This is a genomic window from Bradyrhizobium sp. USDA 3240 (genome assembly GCF_054063295.1).
Map to the genome: position 1 here is coordinate 7,958,691 of NZ_JBSSGD010000002.1, position 17,645 is coordinate 7,976,335.

Annotated in this window: 14 protein-coding genes; 5 read left to right on the plus strand and 9 right to left on the minus strand. The window is 64.8% G+C overall.

Features of this window, described 5'->3' with window-relative positions:
• Window positions 1–152: 152 nt before the first annotated feature.
• From ACVIGA_RS37920 to ACVIGA_RS37930, 3 genes are read right to left on the minus strand one after another with little or no spacing between them, the layout of a single operon-like run.
• On the minus strand, window positions 153–1,748 hold the full coding sequence (locus ACVIGA_RS37920; protein ID WP_456670056.1) for an efflux transporter outer membrane subunit: 1,596 nt from the start codon (window positions 1,746–1,748) through the stop codon (window positions 153–155).
• Window positions 1,748–5,005, minus strand: a complete 3,258-nt coding sequence (locus tag ACVIGA_RS37925; RefSeq protein WP_456670057.1) for an efflux RND transporter permease subunit — start codon at window positions 5,003–5,005, stop codon at window positions 1,748–1,750. The genes ACVIGA_RS37920 and ACVIGA_RS37925 overlap by 1 nt, the downstream gene beginning before the upstream one ends.
• Before the next feature lie 56 nt (window positions 5,006–5,061).
• Complete coding sequence (locus ACVIGA_RS37930) at window positions 5,062–6,249, minus strand: efflux RND transporter periplasmic adaptor subunit (protein ID WP_456670058.1); 1,188 nt, start codon at window positions 6,247–6,249, stop codon at window positions 5,062–5,064.
• Between the two features lie 403 nt (window positions 6,250–6,652).
• Here ACVIGA_RS37930 and ACVIGA_RS37935 point away from each other — a divergent pair, with 403 nt between their 5' ends.
• On the plus strand, window positions 6,653–7,327 hold the full coding sequence (locus ACVIGA_RS37935) for a response regulator (RefSeq protein ID WP_092125557.1): 675 nt from the start codon (window positions 6,653–6,655) through the stop codon (window positions 7,325–7,327).
• A 2-nt stretch (window positions 7,328–7,329) separates the two neighbouring features.
• Entirely contained in the window at window positions 7,330–8,664 is a 1,335-nt protein-coding gene (locus tag ACVIGA_RS37940; RefSeq protein ID WP_456670059.1) for a sensor histidine kinase, read from the plus strand.
• Window positions 8,665–8,703: 39 nt separating this feature from the next.
• Here the strand turns inward: ACVIGA_RS37940 and ACVIGA_RS37945 are convergent, their stop codons facing one another.
• From ACVIGA_RS37945 to ACVIGA_RS37970, 6 genes are all read right to left on the minus strand, one after another.
• Entirely contained in the window at window positions 8,704–10,008 is a 1,305-nt protein-coding gene (locus tag ACVIGA_RS37945) for a M20/M25/M40 family metallo-hydrolase (protein ID WP_456670060.1), read from the minus strand.
• Between the two features lie 222 nt (window positions 10,009–10,230).
• Window positions 10,231–11,835 (minus strand): TRAP transporter large permease, encoded by a 1,605-nt coding sequence (locus ACVIGA_RS37950; protein WP_456670061.1) that lies wholly within the window; start codon window positions 11,833–11,835, stop codon window positions 10,231–10,233.
• Complete coding sequence (locus ACVIGA_RS37955; protein WP_375780403.1) at window positions 11,832–12,371, minus strand: TRAP transporter small permease subunit; 540 nt, start codon at window positions 12,369–12,371, stop codon at window positions 11,832–11,834. Before ACVIGA_RS37955 ends, ACVIGA_RS37950 begins: the two co-directional genes overlap by 4 nt.
• Before the next feature lie 349 nt (window positions 12,372–12,720).
• Complete coding sequence (gene moaA, locus ACVIGA_RS37960; protein WP_456670062.1) at window positions 12,721–13,755, minus strand: GTP 3',8-cyclase MoaA; 1,035 nt, start codon at window positions 13,753–13,755, stop codon at window positions 12,721–12,723.
• Between the two features lie 270 nt (window positions 13,756–14,025).
• Window positions 14,026–14,490 (minus strand): hypothetical protein, encoded by a 465-nt coding sequence (locus tag ACVIGA_RS37965; RefSeq protein WP_223973392.1) that lies wholly within the window; start codon window positions 14,488–14,490, stop codon window positions 14,026–14,028.
• A 161-nt stretch (window positions 14,491–14,651) separates the two neighbouring features.
• Entirely contained in the window at window positions 14,652–15,332 is a 681-nt protein-coding gene (locus ACVIGA_RS37970) for an HAD hydrolase-like protein (RefSeq protein ID WP_456670063.1), read from the minus strand.
• A 74-nt stretch (window positions 15,333–15,406) separates the two neighbouring features.
• Here ACVIGA_RS37970 and ACVIGA_RS37975 point away from each other — a divergent pair, with 74 nt between their 5' ends.
• The 3 genes from ACVIGA_RS37975 to ACVIGA_RS37985 all read left to right on the plus strand — a co-directional run bounded on the left by ACVIGA_RS37975 (window position 15,407) and on the right by ACVIGA_RS37985 (window position 17,602).
• Entirely contained in the window at window positions 15,407–16,240 is an 834-nt protein-coding gene (locus ACVIGA_RS37975; protein WP_456670064.1) for an SDR family NAD(P)-dependent oxidoreductase, read from the plus strand.
• A gap of 106 nt (window positions 16,241–16,346) precedes the next feature.
• Window positions 16,347–17,045: a ribose-5-phosphate isomerase RpiA gene (rpiA, locus tag ACVIGA_RS37980; RefSeq protein WP_456670065.1), complete on the plus strand. Its 699-nt coding sequence runs from the start codon at window positions 16,347–16,349 to the stop codon at window positions 17,043–17,045.
• Between the two features lie 23 nt (window positions 17,046–17,068).
• Window positions 17,069–17,602, plus strand: a complete 534-nt coding sequence (locus tag ACVIGA_RS37985) for a DUF2059 domain-containing protein (RefSeq protein WP_375780408.1) — start codon at window positions 17,069–17,071, stop codon at window positions 17,600–17,602.
• Window positions 17,603–17,645: the final 43 nt, after the last annotated feature.

The window sequence follows — 17,645 nt, forward strand, 5'->3', positions numbered from 1 at the left end:
GGTGGGACCGCCGAGATTGCTTGGCTTCTTCGGACCGCCGACCGCGCTTTGTGCGGCCGCGGATCCCGCGGAGACCGCGAGGAGAATTGCCGCCAAGGTGAGCATGTTTTTCATTCGTCGGTTCCTCCAGTCAGTGGTCTCTCCGGCGCTTGTCAGCGGGCAGGTGGCCCGCTTTCGCTGACCCGCTGTGGGGCGGCGGCGGGCAAATCCTCCAGGGCGCATTTGCGCCAGTCGTCGGATGCGCAGTTGGTCGGCCAGCCGCCACCAAGCGCCATGAAAAGCGCGGCGCTGTCCGAGAGACGCGTCGCCTGGGCCTGAACGCGGACCACTGCCGCCGTCAGATAGACTTGCTGGGCATTGAGCACGACCACCTGATTGACCTGCCCGAGCGCAAGCTGCTTCTGGATGATGTCGAGGCTGGCCTTGGCGGCGAGCTCGGCCTTGACCGCAGCCTGCAAGGCGCGCGCGTCGGCCTGCAGGCTGCGCAGGGCGTCGGCGACGTTCTGCATCGCCGTGACGACAGCCTGGCGATAGAACGCATCCGCCTGGTCCACCGCCGCCTCCGCGGCCTTCTGCTTGTGGTAGAGCGTCAGGCCATCGAACAGCGGCTGGGTCGCACTCGCGGCGATGACGTAGAAGCTGGTCCCCGGCGCGAACAATTCGGCTAGGCTGAAGCCGGCGGCGCCGGCGTTGCCGGTGATCGTGATGTTGGGCAGCCGCGCCGCGATCGACACGCCGACCTGGGCGTTCGCCGAGTGCAGCAACGCTTTCGCGGCCCTGACGTCGGGACGCTGGGCGATCATCTTGCTCGGCAGGCTCACCGGCAGGTGTGCGGGAAGCGCCAGGCGGTCGAGCGTGAACTTCTGCAGGATCTCATCCGCCGAGAATTGCCCGGCCAGCGACGTCAGCAGGTCGCGCTGAACCGCGAGCTGCTTTTCGAGCGGCGGCAGCAGCTGCTCTGACTGGGCCAGTGCAGCCTCCTGGGCCAGCACGTCGACCTGGGCGGCGCCGCCCGCGTTGAACTGGTTCTTCACGATCTCCAAAATGCCGCGTTCGATCTTCACGACGCGCTGGATCGCGGCAATCTGGCCGCGCAGCGATGCTTCCTGGATCGCCGCGGTGACGACGTTGGCCGTCAGCGTGAGGTAGGCCGCTTCGAGCTGGAACAGTTGCTGCTCGGAGATCGCGTCGAGACTCTCGACCGCGCGAACATTCTGGCCCCAGATATCCGGCACGAAGCTGACGTTCAATTGCGCGGTATGAAGCGAAAATACCGAAGGCGACTGGCCGCCCGGGCCCGAGCCCGATGCGCCGGAAATCTGCTGCTGGGAAGGCGTGTAGTTTGCGCCGAGCTGCGGGAAGAACAGCCCGCGCTGCGCCAGCGCATTGTACTGCGCGATCCTGATCGACGCCTCGGCTGCCTGCAGCGACGGGTTGTGCTCGACCGACATCTTGATGAGGTCGTCGAGCGGCTTCGAGCGAAATGCCGTCCACCACCGCAGCGATACGTCTTCTCCGCTGACGAAGTGCTGCTTGGGCACGCTGGGGCCCCCGGCATTCGAGCTGGGGGAGGCCAGCTTCTCCGGCGTGAAGCGATCGACGTCGGGGGCGGCCGGCGGCACGAAATTCGGACCGACGGCGCAGCTTACCAGCAACAGCCCGGCGGCGCCGGTGCCGAGCGCCGGACGCAGGCCGCGCCTTCCGCACCGCGCGAGTGCGGCAACAATCCTTGCGACGATCTCGGACATCAGGCGCCCCCTTCATGCGCCGCTTCGGGCGGCGCCGTGGCAGCCGCCTGGTCGGGAGAGGCGACAGGCTCGCGCGACAGGAAGATCTTGCGCAGCGCAGGCGCCACGATCAGCAGCAGCAGCGGGCCGATGAACATGCCGCCGACCACCACGGTCGCGAGCGGTCGCTGCACCTGGCTGCCGATGCCGTGCGACAGCGCCGCGGGGAACAGGCCGACACCTGCGGACAGCGCGGTCATCAGCATCGGCCGCATGCGCTGCTCGGCGCCGTTGAACACCGCCTCCGCGATGCTCATGCCCGAGGCCCGCAATTCGCGGAAATAGGTGATGTTGAGGATGCCGTCCATGACGGCGACGCCGAACAGCGAGATGAAGCCGATCGCGGCCGAGATCGAGAAATCGAGCCCGGCGAAGTACAGCGCGATCAGGCCGCCGCCGACCGCGAAGGGTATGCCGGCCAGCGCCAGCAGGCTGTCGCGCAGCGAGTTGAACAGGCTGTAGAGCAGCACGAAGATCAGCAGCAGCGTCACCGGCACCACGATCATCAGCCGCGCCTTGGCGGCTTCGAGATTGTCGAATTCGCCGGACCAGATCATCCGGTAGCCGGTCGGAAGCTGCACGGCCTCGGCGACGCGCGTCTGCGCTTCCGCCACCGTGCTGCCGAGATCGCGGCCGCGCACGCTGAACTTGATCGGGATGTAGCGCTGGCTGCGCTCGCGATAGATGAATGACGCGCCGGTACCGAGCGAGATGTCGGCAAGCTCGCTCAAGGGGATGTAGGCGTTGGTGCCGGATGGCGTCTGGTAGGCCACCTTGATCTCGCGCACCTCGTCGATGCTCTGGCGGAATTTCGGATCGAGCCGCACCACCACGCCGAACTGCCGGTCGCCCTCCAGCACCGTCGTCGCGCTGGTGCCGCCGAGCGCCGCCTGGACCACGGTCGTCACGTCGCCGGTATTGAGACCGTAGCGCGCGGTCTTCTCGCGGTTGACCTTGATATTGAGGTTGGGCTGTCCGACCAGATGGAAGATACCGAGATCGGCGACGCCGCGGATCTTGGCCATCTCTTGGGCGACCTTGGTCGCAAGCTGTTCGAGCACGGCGAGGTTGGGACCGATGATCTTGACCGAGTTCGCGCCCTTGACGCCCGACAGCGCCTCCTCGACGTTGTCCTGGATGTATTGCGAGAAGTTGAAGGTGACGCCGGGCAGCTCCTCGTCGAACTCCCGCTGCAGCTCCTCGGTGAGCTTCTCCTTGGTCAGGCCGGGCGGCCACTGGTCGAACGGCTTGATCGGCGCGAACAGCTCGACGTTCGAGAACGGAGAGGCATCGCTGCCATTGTCGGGGCGGCCATGCTGCGACACCACGGTGATGATCTCGGGGTGACGCAACAGGATCTCGCGCATCTTGCGGGTCGGTTCGGTGCCGGCATCGAGCGACATGGTCGGCGGCATCGAGGCGCGGATCCAGAAATTGCCTTCCTCGAGCGCAGGCAGGAATTCGCTGCCGAGCTGGCTCGCAGCAAGGCCGCTCAGTCCGAGGAAGATGATGCCGGCTGCGACCGCGACCCTCAGATGCGTCAGCGACCAGCGCAGCACCGGCGTGTAGGCCTTGCGCAGCGAGCGCACGATGATGGTTTCGGTTTCCTCGATATGCCGGGGCAGCAGCAGCGATGCCAGCACCGGTGTCACGGTGAAGGTCGCCAGCAGCGCGCCGGCGAGCGCGTAGCCGTAGGTTCGCGCCATCGGTCCGAAGATCTGGCCTTCGACGCCCTGCATGGTGAACAGCGGCACGAACGCGGTGACCGTGATGGCCGCGGTGAAGAACACCGCCTTGTCAACCTGCAATGCGCTGACGAAGATCATCCGCAGTCGCTCGGTCCAGCCCGGCGCGGGCTGGCCGTTTCGCGTCGTGGGATCGCCGCCCCAGTAGCCCTCGGCGAGGTTTTGCAGCACCCGCAGCCGGTTCTCCGGGCTGGACTGGAAGTTGCGAAAGATGTTCTCCATCATGATGACGGCGGAATCGACGATGATCCCGAAGTCGACGGCCCCGAGCGACAGCAGATTGGCGTCCTCGCCCTGCAGCACCAGGATGATGATCGCGAAGAACAGCGCGAACGGGATGTTGGCGCTGACGATCAGCGCGCTTCTGAGGTCGCCGAGGAACACCCACTGGATCACGAACACCAGCAGGCAGCCGAACATCAAATTGTGCAGCACGGTGTGGGTCGTGACGCTGACCAGCGAGGTGCGGTCGTAATAGGGGACCACCTTGACGCCGGCAGGCAGGGTGCCATCGCTGTTGATCTTGGCGACTTCCTCCTCGACCTTCGGCACGATGTCGTTGGTGTGCTGGGTGCGTCCCATCACGACGATCGCCGCGGCGACGTCGTCGTTCCTGTCCTTGCCGGCGATGCCGAGCCGCGGCACGTAGCCGACCGAGACCTTGGCGACGTCCTTGATCTGGATCGGCAGTCCGTTGGATTGGGTCAGGACGACGTTCTCGATGTCCCGGACCCGGTAGCCCTTGGTGATGTCATCATCGCCGCCTGAATTGATCAGGCCGATACCGCGGATGTTGACGGATTGCTGACCGATCGCGATTTCGCGGCCGCCGACATTGATGTTCGCGTTGCCGAGCGCGCTGATCAGCTGCGGCACGGTGATGTTGTAGGCTTCGAGCTTGGCGAGATCGGCGTCGACATTGAACTGCTTGGTGGTGCCGCCCCAGGAATTGATCTGCACGACGCCCGGTATCGTCATCAACCGGCGGGCGACGACGTAATCCTGCAAGGTCCGGAGATTGGTCAGGCCGAAATTCGGCGGACCGACGAGCTGGTAGCGATAGATCTCGCCGACCAGACTGGACTGCTGGATCTGCGGAATCTGGTTGCCGGGAAGCTGGACATTCTGCGTGAGGTTGTTGGTGGCCTGCGAGAGCGCGAAGTAATAATCGACGCCGTATTTAAAGGTGACCCGCACGAACGACAGGCCGTAGAACGAGGTCGAGCGGATGTTGACCACACCCGGCGTCGAGTACAGCCCGACCTCCATCGGGATCGTATAGTACTTCTCCATTTCCTCGGCGGAGAGGCCGGCGGCCTGCGCCGTGATCTCGAGGATGACGGGCGCCGGGTTCGGATAGGCCTCGATGTTCAGCTTGGTGAACGCAGCGAAGCCGGCGGCGCAGAACACGGCGAGGCCGAGCACAATGACGGCGCTTCGTGTCAGACCGAATTGGAGGAGGCTCTTGATCAAGATGCTGCACTTACTCTTGAGCGGACGAGGGCGCGGTCAGCGTTGCGGCTAGCGCGCTAGCCGGTGGCCGCGTTGGCGAACTTGTTGCTGAGGAAGATCGCGCCGGTGGAGGCAACCTTCTCGCCGGCTGCGAGGCCGTTGAGGATTTGCCGCCAGCCGTCCTGCTCCATGCCGATCGTCACTGTGCGGCGGTCGAACTTGCGGCCGTCGCTCGTGACCCACACTGTCATCGTGCCGTCGCCCTCGCGCACGATGGCGTCCAGCGGAACGCTCACCGACAGTTTTGGCGGCTCGGTTTCGATGGTGAATCTCGCCAGCATGCCGGCGCGCAGCTTGTGCTGGGGATCGTCGATCACCGAACGCACCAGCTGGCGGTGCGAATTCGGATCGATGTTGAGGCCAAGCGTCGTCACGCGGCCGCGAAACACTTCGTTCGGGTAGGCCGGCACCCGCACCTCGACCGGCTGGCCGATCCGGTAGGCGGGAGCGTCGGTCTCGATCACATTGGCGACCATCCACATCGTCGAGATGTCAGCTAGCGAATAGGGCGCCGGCGCATTGCCGGGCTGCACGAAGAGTCCCGGCGCGGCATTGCGCGCAATGATCCGGCCCGAGATCGGGCTCGGCACCACCAGGATCGAATCGACCTTGCGGTCGGCGACGATGCGGTCGATCTCGGCGTCGCTCTTGCCGAAGATGCGCACCGCGTCGCGCCCGGCCTTGTAGTTGCCCTCGGCGGTCTGCTGATCCGACGTCGCCTGGTCGACGTCCTTTTGCGCGCCGCCGCCGGTCTTCAGCAGCTGCCTGACCCGCGCCAGCGTTCTGGTCTGCAGTTCGAGCACGCCGGCCGAAGCCAGCAGCGACGACTCGGCCTGCAGCAGATCGGGGCTGTCGATCGTGAACAGCCTGTCGCCCTTCGCAACCTTGTCACCGACATTGAGGGGCGTGTCGACGATCCTGCCGGGATTTGGGGTAAACGCCTGCACCAGCATGTTCTGATTGAAGTCGATCGAGCCGACCGCGTTCTTCAGGGTCCGGAACGAACGCTGCTCCGCGGCCATGGTCTTCAGCGAAGCCGCCTGCTTGTCGCTCAGCGCGACGTATTGCTGCTCGACATTGACGTCCTGCGGCGCGGACTCCTGCGCGGCCTTGGCATTCACGACACCATCGGCGCGCGTCGTGAGCCACGCGCCGACGAGAAGCGCCGCCAGCACCGGCATCGCCGCAAAGCCAATATACTTCATTCGAAATGACATCGCCCGCCGCCAATACTGCATGAAAGCCTCGCGCGAGAGACGAGGTCTTGCCGCATGGCGGGCCGTCGTCCGATCTCCCGGTGAGAGCGAATGAACAGTTATCAGGGCTAGCTGACGCCAGCCTTACATTTGCCCTTTTCAATAGTGCGCCCGGCGCGCGAATTTGATTGCGGCGGGTGCCGGTTTAACTATTTTGCGTGGGAATAGCAGCGGCGGCATATAGCCAAAACATAGCGCTGAGAGCGGCAATCCGGGCGCTGTGCTTAAATGCGTATCGTTTGCACATCGGGATTGCTCAGCGCGCGATCTGTTGCGGAATTGTCGCTAGGCTGGCGCATCGCAACAAGGTGTGCAAACGGAAGACCGGTCGAATGAAAACAGGACTGCTGCGATGCGCCTTCTGATCGTCGAGGACAATCTAGAGCTCTCGCGACTGCTCGCGAGCGGGCTGGTGGCGGCGGGATATGAGTCCGATATCGTCAACAGTGTTGCCGAGGCGCGTGATGCGCTGCGCAGCGTCACCTATGCTGCCATGATCCTCGATCTCGGTCTGCCTGACGGCGATGGTCTATCGGTGCTGTCGGAGCTGCGCCGCAAGACCGACCCGCTGCCGGTCCTGGTGCTGACCGCGCGCAACGGCCTGCAGGATCGGGTCAACGGCCTGCGCAGCGGCGCGGACGATTATCTGGCGAAGCCGTTCGCGCTGGAAGAGCTGGTGGCGCGGCTCGAAGCCATCCTGCGCCGGCCCGGCCAGCTGCTCGGCTCGTCGCTGAAGCTCGCCAATCTGGTCTACGACACCGAGAGCAAGCAGGTGTTCGTCGACGGTGCTCCGCACGTCTTCTCCGCGCGTGAAACGTCGGTGCTCGAGATCCTGCTGCGGCGGCAGGGACGGGTGGTGCCGAAGAAGAATGTCGAGGACCACATCTTCGGTCTGTCGGGCGAGGTCGCCTCGAATGCGGTCGAGGTCTACGTGTCGCGCCTGCGCAAGCTGCTCACCGAGCACCGCGCCAAGGTCATCATCCACACCATTCGCGGCGTCGGTTATCTGATGGCGGAGGAGAAATAGGGGTGTTCCGTTTCACGTCGCTGACCTCGCGGATCGTGTTCCTGCACATCGTAGCGGTCGCGGTCGCCGCGATCTTTCTGCCGCTGCTGCTGCTGTGGCTCTTGAATTCGGAGATCAACCAGCTGCATCGCGAAGCGATGCGCGACCAGGCCGCCGATCTCGGCCAGAACCTCGTGGTCGATTCCGCCGGCAAGGTGCAGCTCAACTTGCCGGACAGCCTGAGGGGGCTCTATTCCGACGCCTATGGCCGCTATCGCTACGACATCTACGATGCGGACGACAATCTGCTGTTTTCGTCGCATCGCGGCGCGCCGCGACTGCCAGCCTTGGCCGACCGGATTTCCGGCGCCAGCGCCACCAAGCTCGTCGGCGGTCAGACGCTGCGCATCCAGGTCGCCGAGGATCTGTCGCATCGCGACGTCATCATCGATGACATCGTCTCCAACTTCTTCCGCCGGGTCGGCTGGATCACCATCCCGATCCTCCTCATCCTGCTGGCGACCGACATCCTGATCTTCCGCCGCGCCGTGATTCCGCTGTTGCGGGCTTCGGAGGAGGCCAGGGCCATCGGACCAGCCAGGACCGACATTCGTCTGCCGACGGAGGGGATTCCGAGCGAGATCCTGCCGCTGGTGACCGCCGTCAACCAGGCCTTCGATCGTCTGGAGGACGGGTTTCACGTGCAGCGGCAGTTCACTGCCGATGCCGCGCACCAACTGCGCACCCCGCTCGCGATCCTGCGGACCCGGATCGAGACGCTGGATGTAGCCAAGGGGACCAAGGATCTGCATGCCGACATCGAGAGCATGAGCCGCATCGTCAGCCAGCTGCTCGAGATTGCCGAGCTCGATACGCTGGTGCTGGACCCCGGCGAAACCGCGGATCTGCGCGCGGTGTGCGCCGAGGTGGTCGGCTCGATCGCGCCCTATGCGCTGGCGCAGCAGAAGGATATCGCGCTGCGCGGCACCGACGGTCCGGTGCGGGTCAAGGGCAATGCCGAGATGCTGCAGCGCGCGATCTTCAATCTGGCGGAGAACGCCATCAAGTACACCGCGGACGCGACCTCGGTCGATGTCGAGGTGCATGAGGACGGTTCGGTGCAGGTGCGCGACTGCGGGCCAGGGATTGCGCCCGCCGAGCAGGGCCTGGTGTTCCAGCGCTTCTGGCGCGGCGATCGCCAGCGCCAGCGTACCGACGGGGCGGGGCTCGGGCTCTCCATCGTCCGCGGCGTCGTCGACGATCACCACGCGACAATCAGGGTGGAGAACCTGCCGTCCGGCGGTGCCCAGTTTACGCTGAGCTTCCGCCTTGCCGAGGCCGTGCCGGCGACCGTCTGAGCGGCACGGCCTGCGGCACCTGTCGTGCCGTGGGCCGGCCTACTTCACCTTGCCGTCGGACAGATCCATGATCATGCGCGTGGTCAGATACAGGCGCGGCACGATGCTGTTGATCTGCACATACTCGGCATCGTTGGAGTGCGCGCCGAAGCCCGAGAGGCCCATGCCTTCAACCACGGCTCCCTTGGTCTTGAGGGCGGCAAACGCAGCGTCGGTGCCGCCGCCGGTGGCCCGCTCGGCCACGTTCAGCGGCATGCCGAGGTCCTGATAGATCGTCTTGCCGTGGTCGGCCACGCGGCGCGAGGCGTCGTTGGCTTCGAGCGGCGGGCGGCGTACCTCGAACTTCACGTCCACCTTGGAGTCGGGCAGCAGGCGGTTCTTGATCTTGTCCTGCAGCGCCGTCTCGAGCTCGTCGAAGTCGGACACCTTGAGCGCACGCGCATCGGCCTGGGCGGTGGCCTCGGCGGGGATCACGTTGCGGTTGGTGCCGGACTTGGAAACCGTCCAGTTCAGCTTCAGGCCCTGCTCGGGCTTCGACAGGTCCTTCATCTGCAGCACCTGGTGCGACAGCTCATAGAGCGCATTCACGCCGCCTTCGGGCCTCGCGCCCGCATGCGACGACTTGCCATGCACCGTGAGGTAGGCCGAGCCGATGCCGCTGGTGGCGAGGCGCAGCGTACCGCTGGCGTCGCTGCCTTCGAACGAGAACACGGCATCCTGCTCTGAGGCGACGCGGGTGATGGTGCTGCGCCAGCCGGGCGAAGAGATCTCCTCGTCGCCGTTGATGAGCACTGTGAGCGTGCCGTAATCCTTGAAGTTGAGCTTCTGCAGCAGCGCCACGCTGTGGAGGATGGTGGCGATGCCCTGCTTGTCGTCGGCGATGCCGAGGCCGTAGGCCTTGTCGCCATCGACGCGGAAGGGTTGGTCCTTCAGCATGCCCTTGAGATACACCGTGTCCATATGCGCGATCAGCATGATTTTCGCGCTGCCGGAGCCCTTGAAGACAGCCTGCACGGCCGGGCCGATCTTCTCCGGCGTGTCGTCCAGCCGGTAGATGTCAGTGGTTTGCAGGATGTCCACCGCGCCGCCGAGCTCTTTGAGCTGGCCGGCGATGCGCGCGGCGATCTGGTTGAGACCTTCGATGTCCTTGCTGCCGGATTCGATCTGCACGAGGTCGCGTAGGGTGTCGAGCAGCGGCTGCTGCTCCTGTTGCGCCAGTGCGCGAATGTCGGCCGCCGGCGCCGCATGTGCTGTGGCAGCGGCAAACGCCAGGCTGAGGGAGGCCAGGCCGAGGGATGCGACGAGCGGGCGAACGAATGAACGGGCGGGATGCGGTTGGGGCATGGGCGGCATCTGTGAGTTGGAGGACGATCCGTATCCCCGCGTCTTCACAGGACTTGATGCCGCCGTCAACGGCTCCAGCGTGCCCCACTTCCGCAAGAGCGTTTTCGAGCGAAGTGGACACTGGTCGCGTAAAGAAACGCGTCAAAACAAGAATCCAGAGCTTCGGTTCTGATTCAATCAGAACCGAAAATGCTCTAGGCACGCGTCAGAAGCTGACGCCGGCTACTGCTTAGGTTGCCCGAAATCGAGCGGCGGCAGCTCGATCTGCGGCACCTCGATCTTCACCTTGTTGAGGTCGACATCGAGCGGCTTGTCGAGCAGTCCGGTGACGACGACAGGGAACGCGATCACCAGCGCCACCATGATCGCCTGCAGCCCGATCCAGGGCATTGCGCCCCAGTAGATGTCGGAGCTCTTCACTTCCTTCGGCGCCACGCCGCGCAGATAGAACAAAGCGAAGCCGAACGGCGGATGCAGGAACGAGGTCTGCATGTTGACGCAGAGCATGACGCCGAACCAGATCAGCGCGGCGTCGGGGCCGACCACCGGCGCCAGCACCTTCTGCGCGATCGGGGCGATCATCGGCAGGATGATGAAGGCGATCTCGAAGAAGTCGAGGAAGAACGCCAGGAAGAAGATGAACAGGTTGATGAAGATCAGGAAGCCCCAGACGCCGCCGGGCAGCGAGGTCAGAAGGTGCTCGAGCCAGACGCCGCCGGAGACGCCGAGGAACACTACCGAGAAGCAGGTCGAGCCGATCAGGATGAAGGTGACCATGCAGGTGATGCGCATGGTGGTCTCGTAGCCCTGCTTGATCAGGTCGCGCAGGTCCGGAATCTTGACGGCCTCGGCGCAAATCCAGACCACCGCGGCATAGGTGATTGCGAACGCGAGCTTGAAGATCAGGTTCTCGCTGAAGAGCATCGCGATGATGGTGCCGATGCCGCCGGCGATCACGCCTGTTATCAGCACCTTGCGGCCGGTCGCGCTGAAATCCTTGTGGTGGATCGCGGCGAGCACAATGGCGCCGACCGCGCCCATGGCGCCGGCTTCCGTCGGGGTCGCAAGGCCCATCATCATGGTGCCGAGCACGACGAAGATCAGCACCGCGGAGGGGATGATTCCGAGCAGGCACTTCTTCCACAGCGCCCAGCCGGTCAGTGTGCGGGCATCGATCGGCACCGCGGGCACATGGCTCGGCTTGAAGATGCCGAGCAGGAAGGTGTAGCCGGCGAACAGCAGGATCTGGAACACCGACGGGCCCCAGGCGCCGAGATACATGTCGCCGACCGACTTGCCGAGCTGGTCGGCGAGCACGATCAGGACGAGAGAGGGAGGGACGAGTTGTGTGATGGTGCCGGAGGCCGCGAGCACGCCCGTGATGTAGCGGATGTTGTAGCCGTAGCGGATCATCACCGGCATCGAGATCAGCGCCATCGCGATCACCTGCGCCGCCACCGTGCCGGTGATGGCGCCGAGGATGAAGCCGACGATGATCACGGAATAGCCGAGGCCGCCGCGGATCGGGCCGAACAGCTGGCCCATCGAATCCAGCATGTCCTCGGCGAGCCCGCATCTCTCCAATATCGCGCCCATGAAGGTGAAGAACGGGATCGCGAGCAACAGCTCGTTGGACAGCACACTGCCGAAGATGCGGCCCGGGATCGCCTGCAGGAAGTTTAGGTCGAAGAAGCCGAGATAGATCGAGAGAAACCCGAACGACAGGCCGACCGCGGCGAGCGTGAACGCCACCGGGTAGCCGATCAGCATTGCAATGATCAGGCCGCCGAACATCAGTGGCGGCATCATCTCCAGCGTAATCGTCATTGCGTCGGCCTCTCGTACTTCGCGTCGATCGTCACATAGCCCTGCAGCGCGGCGATCCGCTTGATCACCTCGGAGACGCCTTGCAACGCGAGCATCACGAAGCCGGACGGGATAACGAATTTGATCGGCCAGCGCAGCAGACCGCCGGCATTGCCGCTCATCTCACCGACCGCGTAGGCTTGGTGGAAGAACGGCCAGGACAGATAGGCGAGCAGCAGACAGGAGGGGATCAGGAAGAACAGGGTGCCGATCAAGTCGAGCCAGAGCTGGCCGCGTTCGGACAGCATCAGATAGAGGATCTCGACGCGGACATGCTCGTTGCGCTTGAAGGTGTAGGAGGCGCCGAACATCACGAGGATCGCGAACATGTACCACTGCGCCTCGAGCCAGCCGTTCGAGGAGTAGCTGAACGCGTAACGGATCATGGCGTTGCCGGCGCTGACCAGGCAGGCGAGCAGGACGAGGAGATTGCAGACGTAGCCGATCTTCTCGTTCAGTCGGTCGATGGCCTGACTCAGTGCCAACATTGGGCGCATCACGATCTCCGCGGTCGCGCGATCTGCGCACCGAATATCTTCTCAAGCATCATCTGGCCGCCGCGCGCATGCGCACGGAGCCACGGCTCACCTTCAGGAGCAGTTGCAAGCGATCGTCCTCCCCCGAAATCCGCTTCCGCCGTTGTTCGTTGCTCTTGGCTGCCGGATCGTCGGCGGGTACCGACAGGGGGCAGCGGCCTATCCGGCCGGGCGAGCGTGAAAGCCGGGGCACCAAATCAGCGCCGTCGAACGCCGTCAATCGGAAAATGGGCAAATTGACGGCGCGGCAAATCGTTGTCCCGCCTTGGTAATCGGGGGACGTCGCAGGCGTCGGCAGCGGGCTTTATAGCTAGCCGCCGGTGACGCTCATGTGGCGGCTGACGCTCGGGCGGTTGTGGCGGCGGTCGATGATGAAATCGTGCCCCTTCGGCTTCAGCCCGATGGCCCGGTCGATGGCCGCCGACAGCAGATCGTTGTCGTCGGAGGCGCGCAGCGGCCGGCGCAGGTCGGAGGCGTCCTCATGGCCGAGGCAGGTGTGCAGCGTGCCGGTGCAGGTGATCCGCACCCGGTTGCAGGATTCGCAGAAATTGTGGGTCATCGGCGTGATGAAGCCGAGCTTGCCGCCGGTCTCGGCGACCCGGACATAGCGGGCAGGGCCGCCGGTGTCGTCGGCGAGATCGGTCAGCGTGTAGTGCTTCTCGAGCCGCGCGCGCAGCAGCGACAGCGGAACGTACTGATCGATGCGGCCTTCGCCGATGTCGCCCATCGGCATCACCTCGATCAAGGTCAGGCCCATGCCCTTGCCATGCGCCCATTCCATCAGCGCGGGAATCTCGTCCTCGTTCATGTTCTTCAGCGCGACCGCGTTGATCTTGACCGCAAGCCCCGCCGATCGCGCCGCCTCGATGCCCGACAGCACCTTGTCGATGTCGCCCCAGCGGGTGATGGCCCGGAATTTTACGGGGTCGAGCGTGTCGAGTGAGACGTTGACGCGGCGCACGCCGCAATCGGCCAGCTCCTGCGCGAAGCGCGCGAGCTGCGAACCGTTGGTGGTCAGCGTCAATTCGTCGAGCGCGCCGGTCGAAAGGTGGCGTGACAACGAGCGCACCAGGCCCATCACATTGCGGCGGACCAGCGGCTCGCCGCCGGTGAGGCGGATCTTGCGCACGCCCTTGGCGACGAAGGCCGAGCACAGACGGTCGACCTCTTCCAGCGTCAGCAGATCGGCCTTCGGCAGGAAGGTCATGTCTTCCGACATGCAGTAGAAGCAGCGCAGGTCGCAGCGGTCGGTGACGGAGACGCGCAGGTAACGGATCGTCCGGCCGAACGGATCGGTCATCGGACGAAACAGCGTGTCGGAATGCGCCTGCGTGGATCCGTTCATTCAACCCAAGCCTTCAAGCCAAGCCTTCAAACCAAGGCGTTCCCAGAGCGCCGGGCCGTGACGGACCCCGCACACGCAATCTATGCATGTTGGCACGCCGTCACAATGCGTTCCAATGGATGATCCGCAACCTGCAACGCCAATTGCAAAGCGATAGGTGAGACAGATCGCGCGATGCATGATCGCAATCGCCGATGTGTCTCCACAAAATACAAAAACCCGGCTTTGGGCCGGGCTCTTGTGCAGTGCAATCTTGATCAGATACGCGCGTCAGCGCGTGGGCGCAGCGGCCGGCGGCGGTGCGGCGGCGTCCGGAGCGGCAGGAGCCGCAGCGGCAGCCGGCTTCGGCTTCTTCTTTTTCGGCCGCATCGCCTTGTGCCCGCGCGGCGGCGGGCCGGCGGGTTGCAGCTCGGCGAACACCGGGCTCGGATCGAGCGTGGTGGTGGCCGGGCTGGTGAAGTCGCCCGGCGAGCGGGTCACCGTCACCGGCACGGTCGCCGGCTGGAACTTCGGCATGTTGAAGGTAACGGTGAAGTTGGCCTCCGGCGCCGGGATCGACACCGAGCAGGGCGTCTTGCAACCCGGTCCGATCGAGGTCACGGCGTCGGCGCCTTGCGGTGCCGAATCCAGTTGCACCTGCATCGGCGGCGGTGCCGACTTGAACGAATCCAATGAGAACGAAGAGCAGCCGGCCAAGCTCAGCCCAGCGGCCGCAATCACGATGGTACGACGCATGATCCACACTCTTACTGCGGCAATCAGCCACAATCCCCGGCGCGACCATAGGAGCGTCGGAACAGAGGTGCAACAGGGGGAGGTCTGTTCGTTAAAGGATGGTTAATGGAAAATTCGCATGGCAGATCATTGCCAAGCAATATCAATGTGTTGCGGAAAGATTATGCTGCGCCGAGGCTCGCGACGGCGTCCGGCAGATCGCGCATATGGCTGATCAGCCGGTCCGGCTTCAGCTCGGTCATCGGGACGTCGGTATAGCCGAAATCGACGCCGATCACCGGGACGCTGGCGCGCCGGGCGACCCCAACATCGGGACCGGCATCGCCGACCATGATGGCGCCGGGCAGCTTGCCGCCGGCACGGGCGACCGTCTCGCGCAGGAACGCCGGATCGGGCTTGGCGACACCGAACGTGTCCTGGCCGCAGATCGCGGCAAACCGCGGCGTCAATCCGAGCCGATCGAGCAGCAGCTTCGACAGCCACTCCAGCTTGTTGGTGCAGACCGCGAAGCGATGGCCCTTGGCCGCAAGCCGATCGAGCGCGGCTTCAAGCCCGTCGAACGGGCGCGAGCCGTCGGCGATATGCTCGGCGTAATAGTCGATGAAATCCTTGGTCAGACGATCGAGGTCCGCGAGGCTGACCACGCGTCCGTCTACCTCGAGCCCGCGCTCGAGCAGCTTGCGCGCGCCGGCGCCGATCATGTTGCGCGCCGCCGACAGCGGAACCGGCCGCAGGCCTTCGCGGGCGAGCACATAATTCAGCGCGCTGATCAGGTCAGGCGCGGTGTCGACCAGCGTACCGTCGAGATCGAACACGATGATGGGGGGAGAGGAGGCGGACATCTGTTTCTGGCTATCGGGCAGCGCGGCGCGATGCAAGCGAAGATGCTAGGGTCGCGCAAAAAAGGGAGGCTCGGATGCGGGAACTTGCCGGAAAAGCCGCTTTTGTCACCGGCGCGGCCAGCGGAATTGGCCTCGCCATGGCAACCGCGTTCGCGCGTAAAGGCATGAAGGTGATGCTCGCCGACATCGAAATCGGCGCGCTCGACAAGGCCGTCGAAGCGCTGCGGGCCGGCGGCGCGGATGTCCGTGGCGTGGTCTGCGACGTCGCCGATCCCGCAAGCGTCGACCGCGCGGCAGAGGCATCGTTCCGCGCCTTCGGTAACGTCCATGTCGTCTGCAACAATGCCGGCGTCGCGGGTGGCGGCGGCATCGACCAGATCTCGGTCGACGACTGGCGCTGGGTGATCGACGTCAACCTGATGGGCGTCGTGCATGGCATCAGAAGCTTCCTGCCGCATATCCGCGCGCACGGTGAGGGCGCCCATATCGTCAACACCGCCTCGATGGCCGGCATGAATGCCGGGCTCGGCGTCAGCCCTTATTCGGCGACCAAATTCGCCGTCGTCAGCCTTTCAGAAGGGCTTTCGGCGCAACTGAAGCCGCTCGGGATCGGCGTTAGCGTGCTCTGTCCGAGCTATGTGCGGACCCGGATCGGCGAGAGCGGGCGCAATCGCCTCGAGCACTACGGGCCGCCGCGCCAGCTCGATCCGGCAAGCCCGATGGCCGCTGTCGTCGCCGAGATCGCGCGCCGGCTGGACGCCGGTCTCGAGCCGGCCTCGGTTGCCGCCCGCGTGCTGGCCGCGATTCACGACGACCAGCTCTATGTTTTCACCCACCCCGGGATGCGGGCCGAGGTCGAGGACCGTTTTGCGGCGATTTTGGCCGCGATGGATGCCGTTTCGGCCTAAAGACGGGCCCGGATGGCGCTATTCCTGCCCGTGAATCGAGGCTAGATATGCGCCCGCCGGGCGGCCGATGGCGCGCCCGTAACGGACAACCGAGGGGCTATCGGCCGTGGACATGGACGCACTGAAACGCCAGGCGGCGGCGCGCGCGCTCGAAGAAGTGCGCGACGGCATGAAGCTTGGGCTCGGCACCGGGTCGACCGCCAAGCATTTCGTCGAGTTGCTCGGCGAGAAGGTCCGATCAGGCATGAAGGTGATCGGCGTGCCGACCTCGGAGGCGACCCGGGCGGACGCGATCCGCTGCGGGGTTCCTCTCACCACGCTGGACGAGGTCGATCATCTCGACCTCACGATCGACGGCGCCGACGAGATCGACCACGCGCTCAATCTGATCAAGGGCGGCGGCGGCGCGCTGCTGCGCGAGAAGATCGTGGCGGCCGCCAGTGATCGCATGATCGTGATCGCCGACGACAGCAAATGGGTCGACGTGCTCGGCCGCTTTCCGCTGCCGGTCGAGGTGATCCCGTTCGGGCTCGCCGCGACCCAGGCCGCGATGGCGCGGGCGTTCGCCGAGGCCGGCGTGTCCGGCCAAATGATCATCCGTAAGGGCAAGGACGGTCACGTTTTTGTCACCGATGGCGGCCACTGGATCGTCGATGCCCATCTCGGCCGGATCGGCGATCCGCCGCGTCTCGCCGGTTTGCTCAGCGTGATCCCGGGCGTGGTTGAACATGGTCTGTTCATCGGGCTCGGCAGCGTCGCCGTTCTGGCCGGCGCACAGGGAATTCGGGTTGTTGAACGGCGATAGCGCCGCAAGCAAGGAGACTTGGAATGAAGCGTTTTTCGGGACTTTTGTCGGTAGCGGCCCTGGCGGCTGGACTGGCGCTCGCGGCCGCACCGGCCATGGCGCAGCAGCAGCTGCCTCCGATGCCCAAGGTCAAGCAGTCGACCCCGGCGGCGATTGCGGCTGCCAAGGAAATCCTGACGATGAAGAACGTGGCGGTGATGTATTCCGGCGCCGTTCCCGGCATCATCGAAAAGACCAAGACCGGCTTGCTGCAGCAGTACCTGAACTACCAGAAGGATCTCGACGAGGTCGCGGTGATCGTCGCCAAGCAGTTCGCCGGCGGCGAGAAGGAGATCGGCGACGGCATGGCGCAGATCTACGCCGCCGAGTTCACCGAGCAGGAGCTGAAGGACCTCGTGACGTTCTACAAGACGCCGCTCGGTCAGAAGCTTTTGACCGCGGAGCCCACGGCAATCAACGGATCGCTGCAATATATGCAGCAGTGGGCCCAGCAGTTCGGCGTGATCGTCAACGGCCAGTTCAAGGCCGAGATGAAGAAGCGCGGCAAGGATATCTAAGGCGGTTGCCACCTCGCCCCGCTTGCGGGGAGAGGTCGGCGCG

What these genes read in the sequence shown, in the direction of transcription:
- ACVIGA_RS37920 (WP_456670056.1), bottom strand. Translation starts at nt 1,748, where the DNA reads ATGTCCGAGATCGTCGCAAGGATTGTTGCCGCACTCGCGCGGTGCGGA.
- ACVIGA_RS37930 (WP_456670058.1), bottom strand. Translation starts at nt 6,249, where the DNA reads ATGAAGTATATTGGCTTTGCGGCGATGCCGGTGCTGGCGGCGCTTCTC.
- ACVIGA_RS37935 (WP_092125557.1), top strand. Translation starts at nt 6,653, where the DNA reads ATGCGCCTTCTGATCGTCGAGGACAATCTAGAGCTCTCGCGACTGCTC.
- ACVIGA_RS37945 (WP_456670060.1), bottom strand. Translation starts at nt 10,008, where the DNA reads ATGCCCCAACCGCATCCCGCCCGTTCATTCGTTCGCCCGCTCGTCGCA.
- ACVIGA_RS37950 (WP_456670061.1), bottom strand. Translation starts at nt 11,835, where the DNA reads ATGACGATTACGCTGGAGATGATGCCGCCACTGATGTTCGGCGGCCTG.
- ACVIGA_RS37955 (WP_375780403.1), bottom strand. Translation starts at nt 12,371, where the DNA reads ATGCGCCCAATGTTGGCACTGAGTCAGGCCATCGACCGACTGAACGAG.
- moaA (WP_456670062.1), bottom strand. Translation starts at nt 13,755, where the DNA reads ATGAACGGATCCACGCAGGCGCATTCCGACACGCTGTTTCGTCCGATG.
- ACVIGA_RS37965 (WP_223973392.1), bottom strand. Translation starts at nt 14,490, where the DNA reads ATGCGTCGTACCATCGTGATTGCGGCCGCTGGGCTGAGCTTGGCCGGC.
- ACVIGA_RS37970 (WP_456670063.1), bottom strand. Translation starts at nt 15,332, where the DNA reads ATGTCCGCCTCCTCTCCCCCCATCATCGTGTTCGATCTCGACGGTACG.
- ACVIGA_RS37975 (WP_456670064.1), top strand. Translation starts at nt 15,407, where the DNA reads ATGCGGGAACTTGCCGGAAAAGCCGCTTTTGTCACCGGCGCGGCCAGC.
- ACVIGA_RS37985 (WP_375780408.1), top strand. Translation starts at nt 17,069, where the DNA reads ATGAAGCGTTTTTCGGGACTTTTGTCGGTAGCGGCCCTGGCGGCTGGA.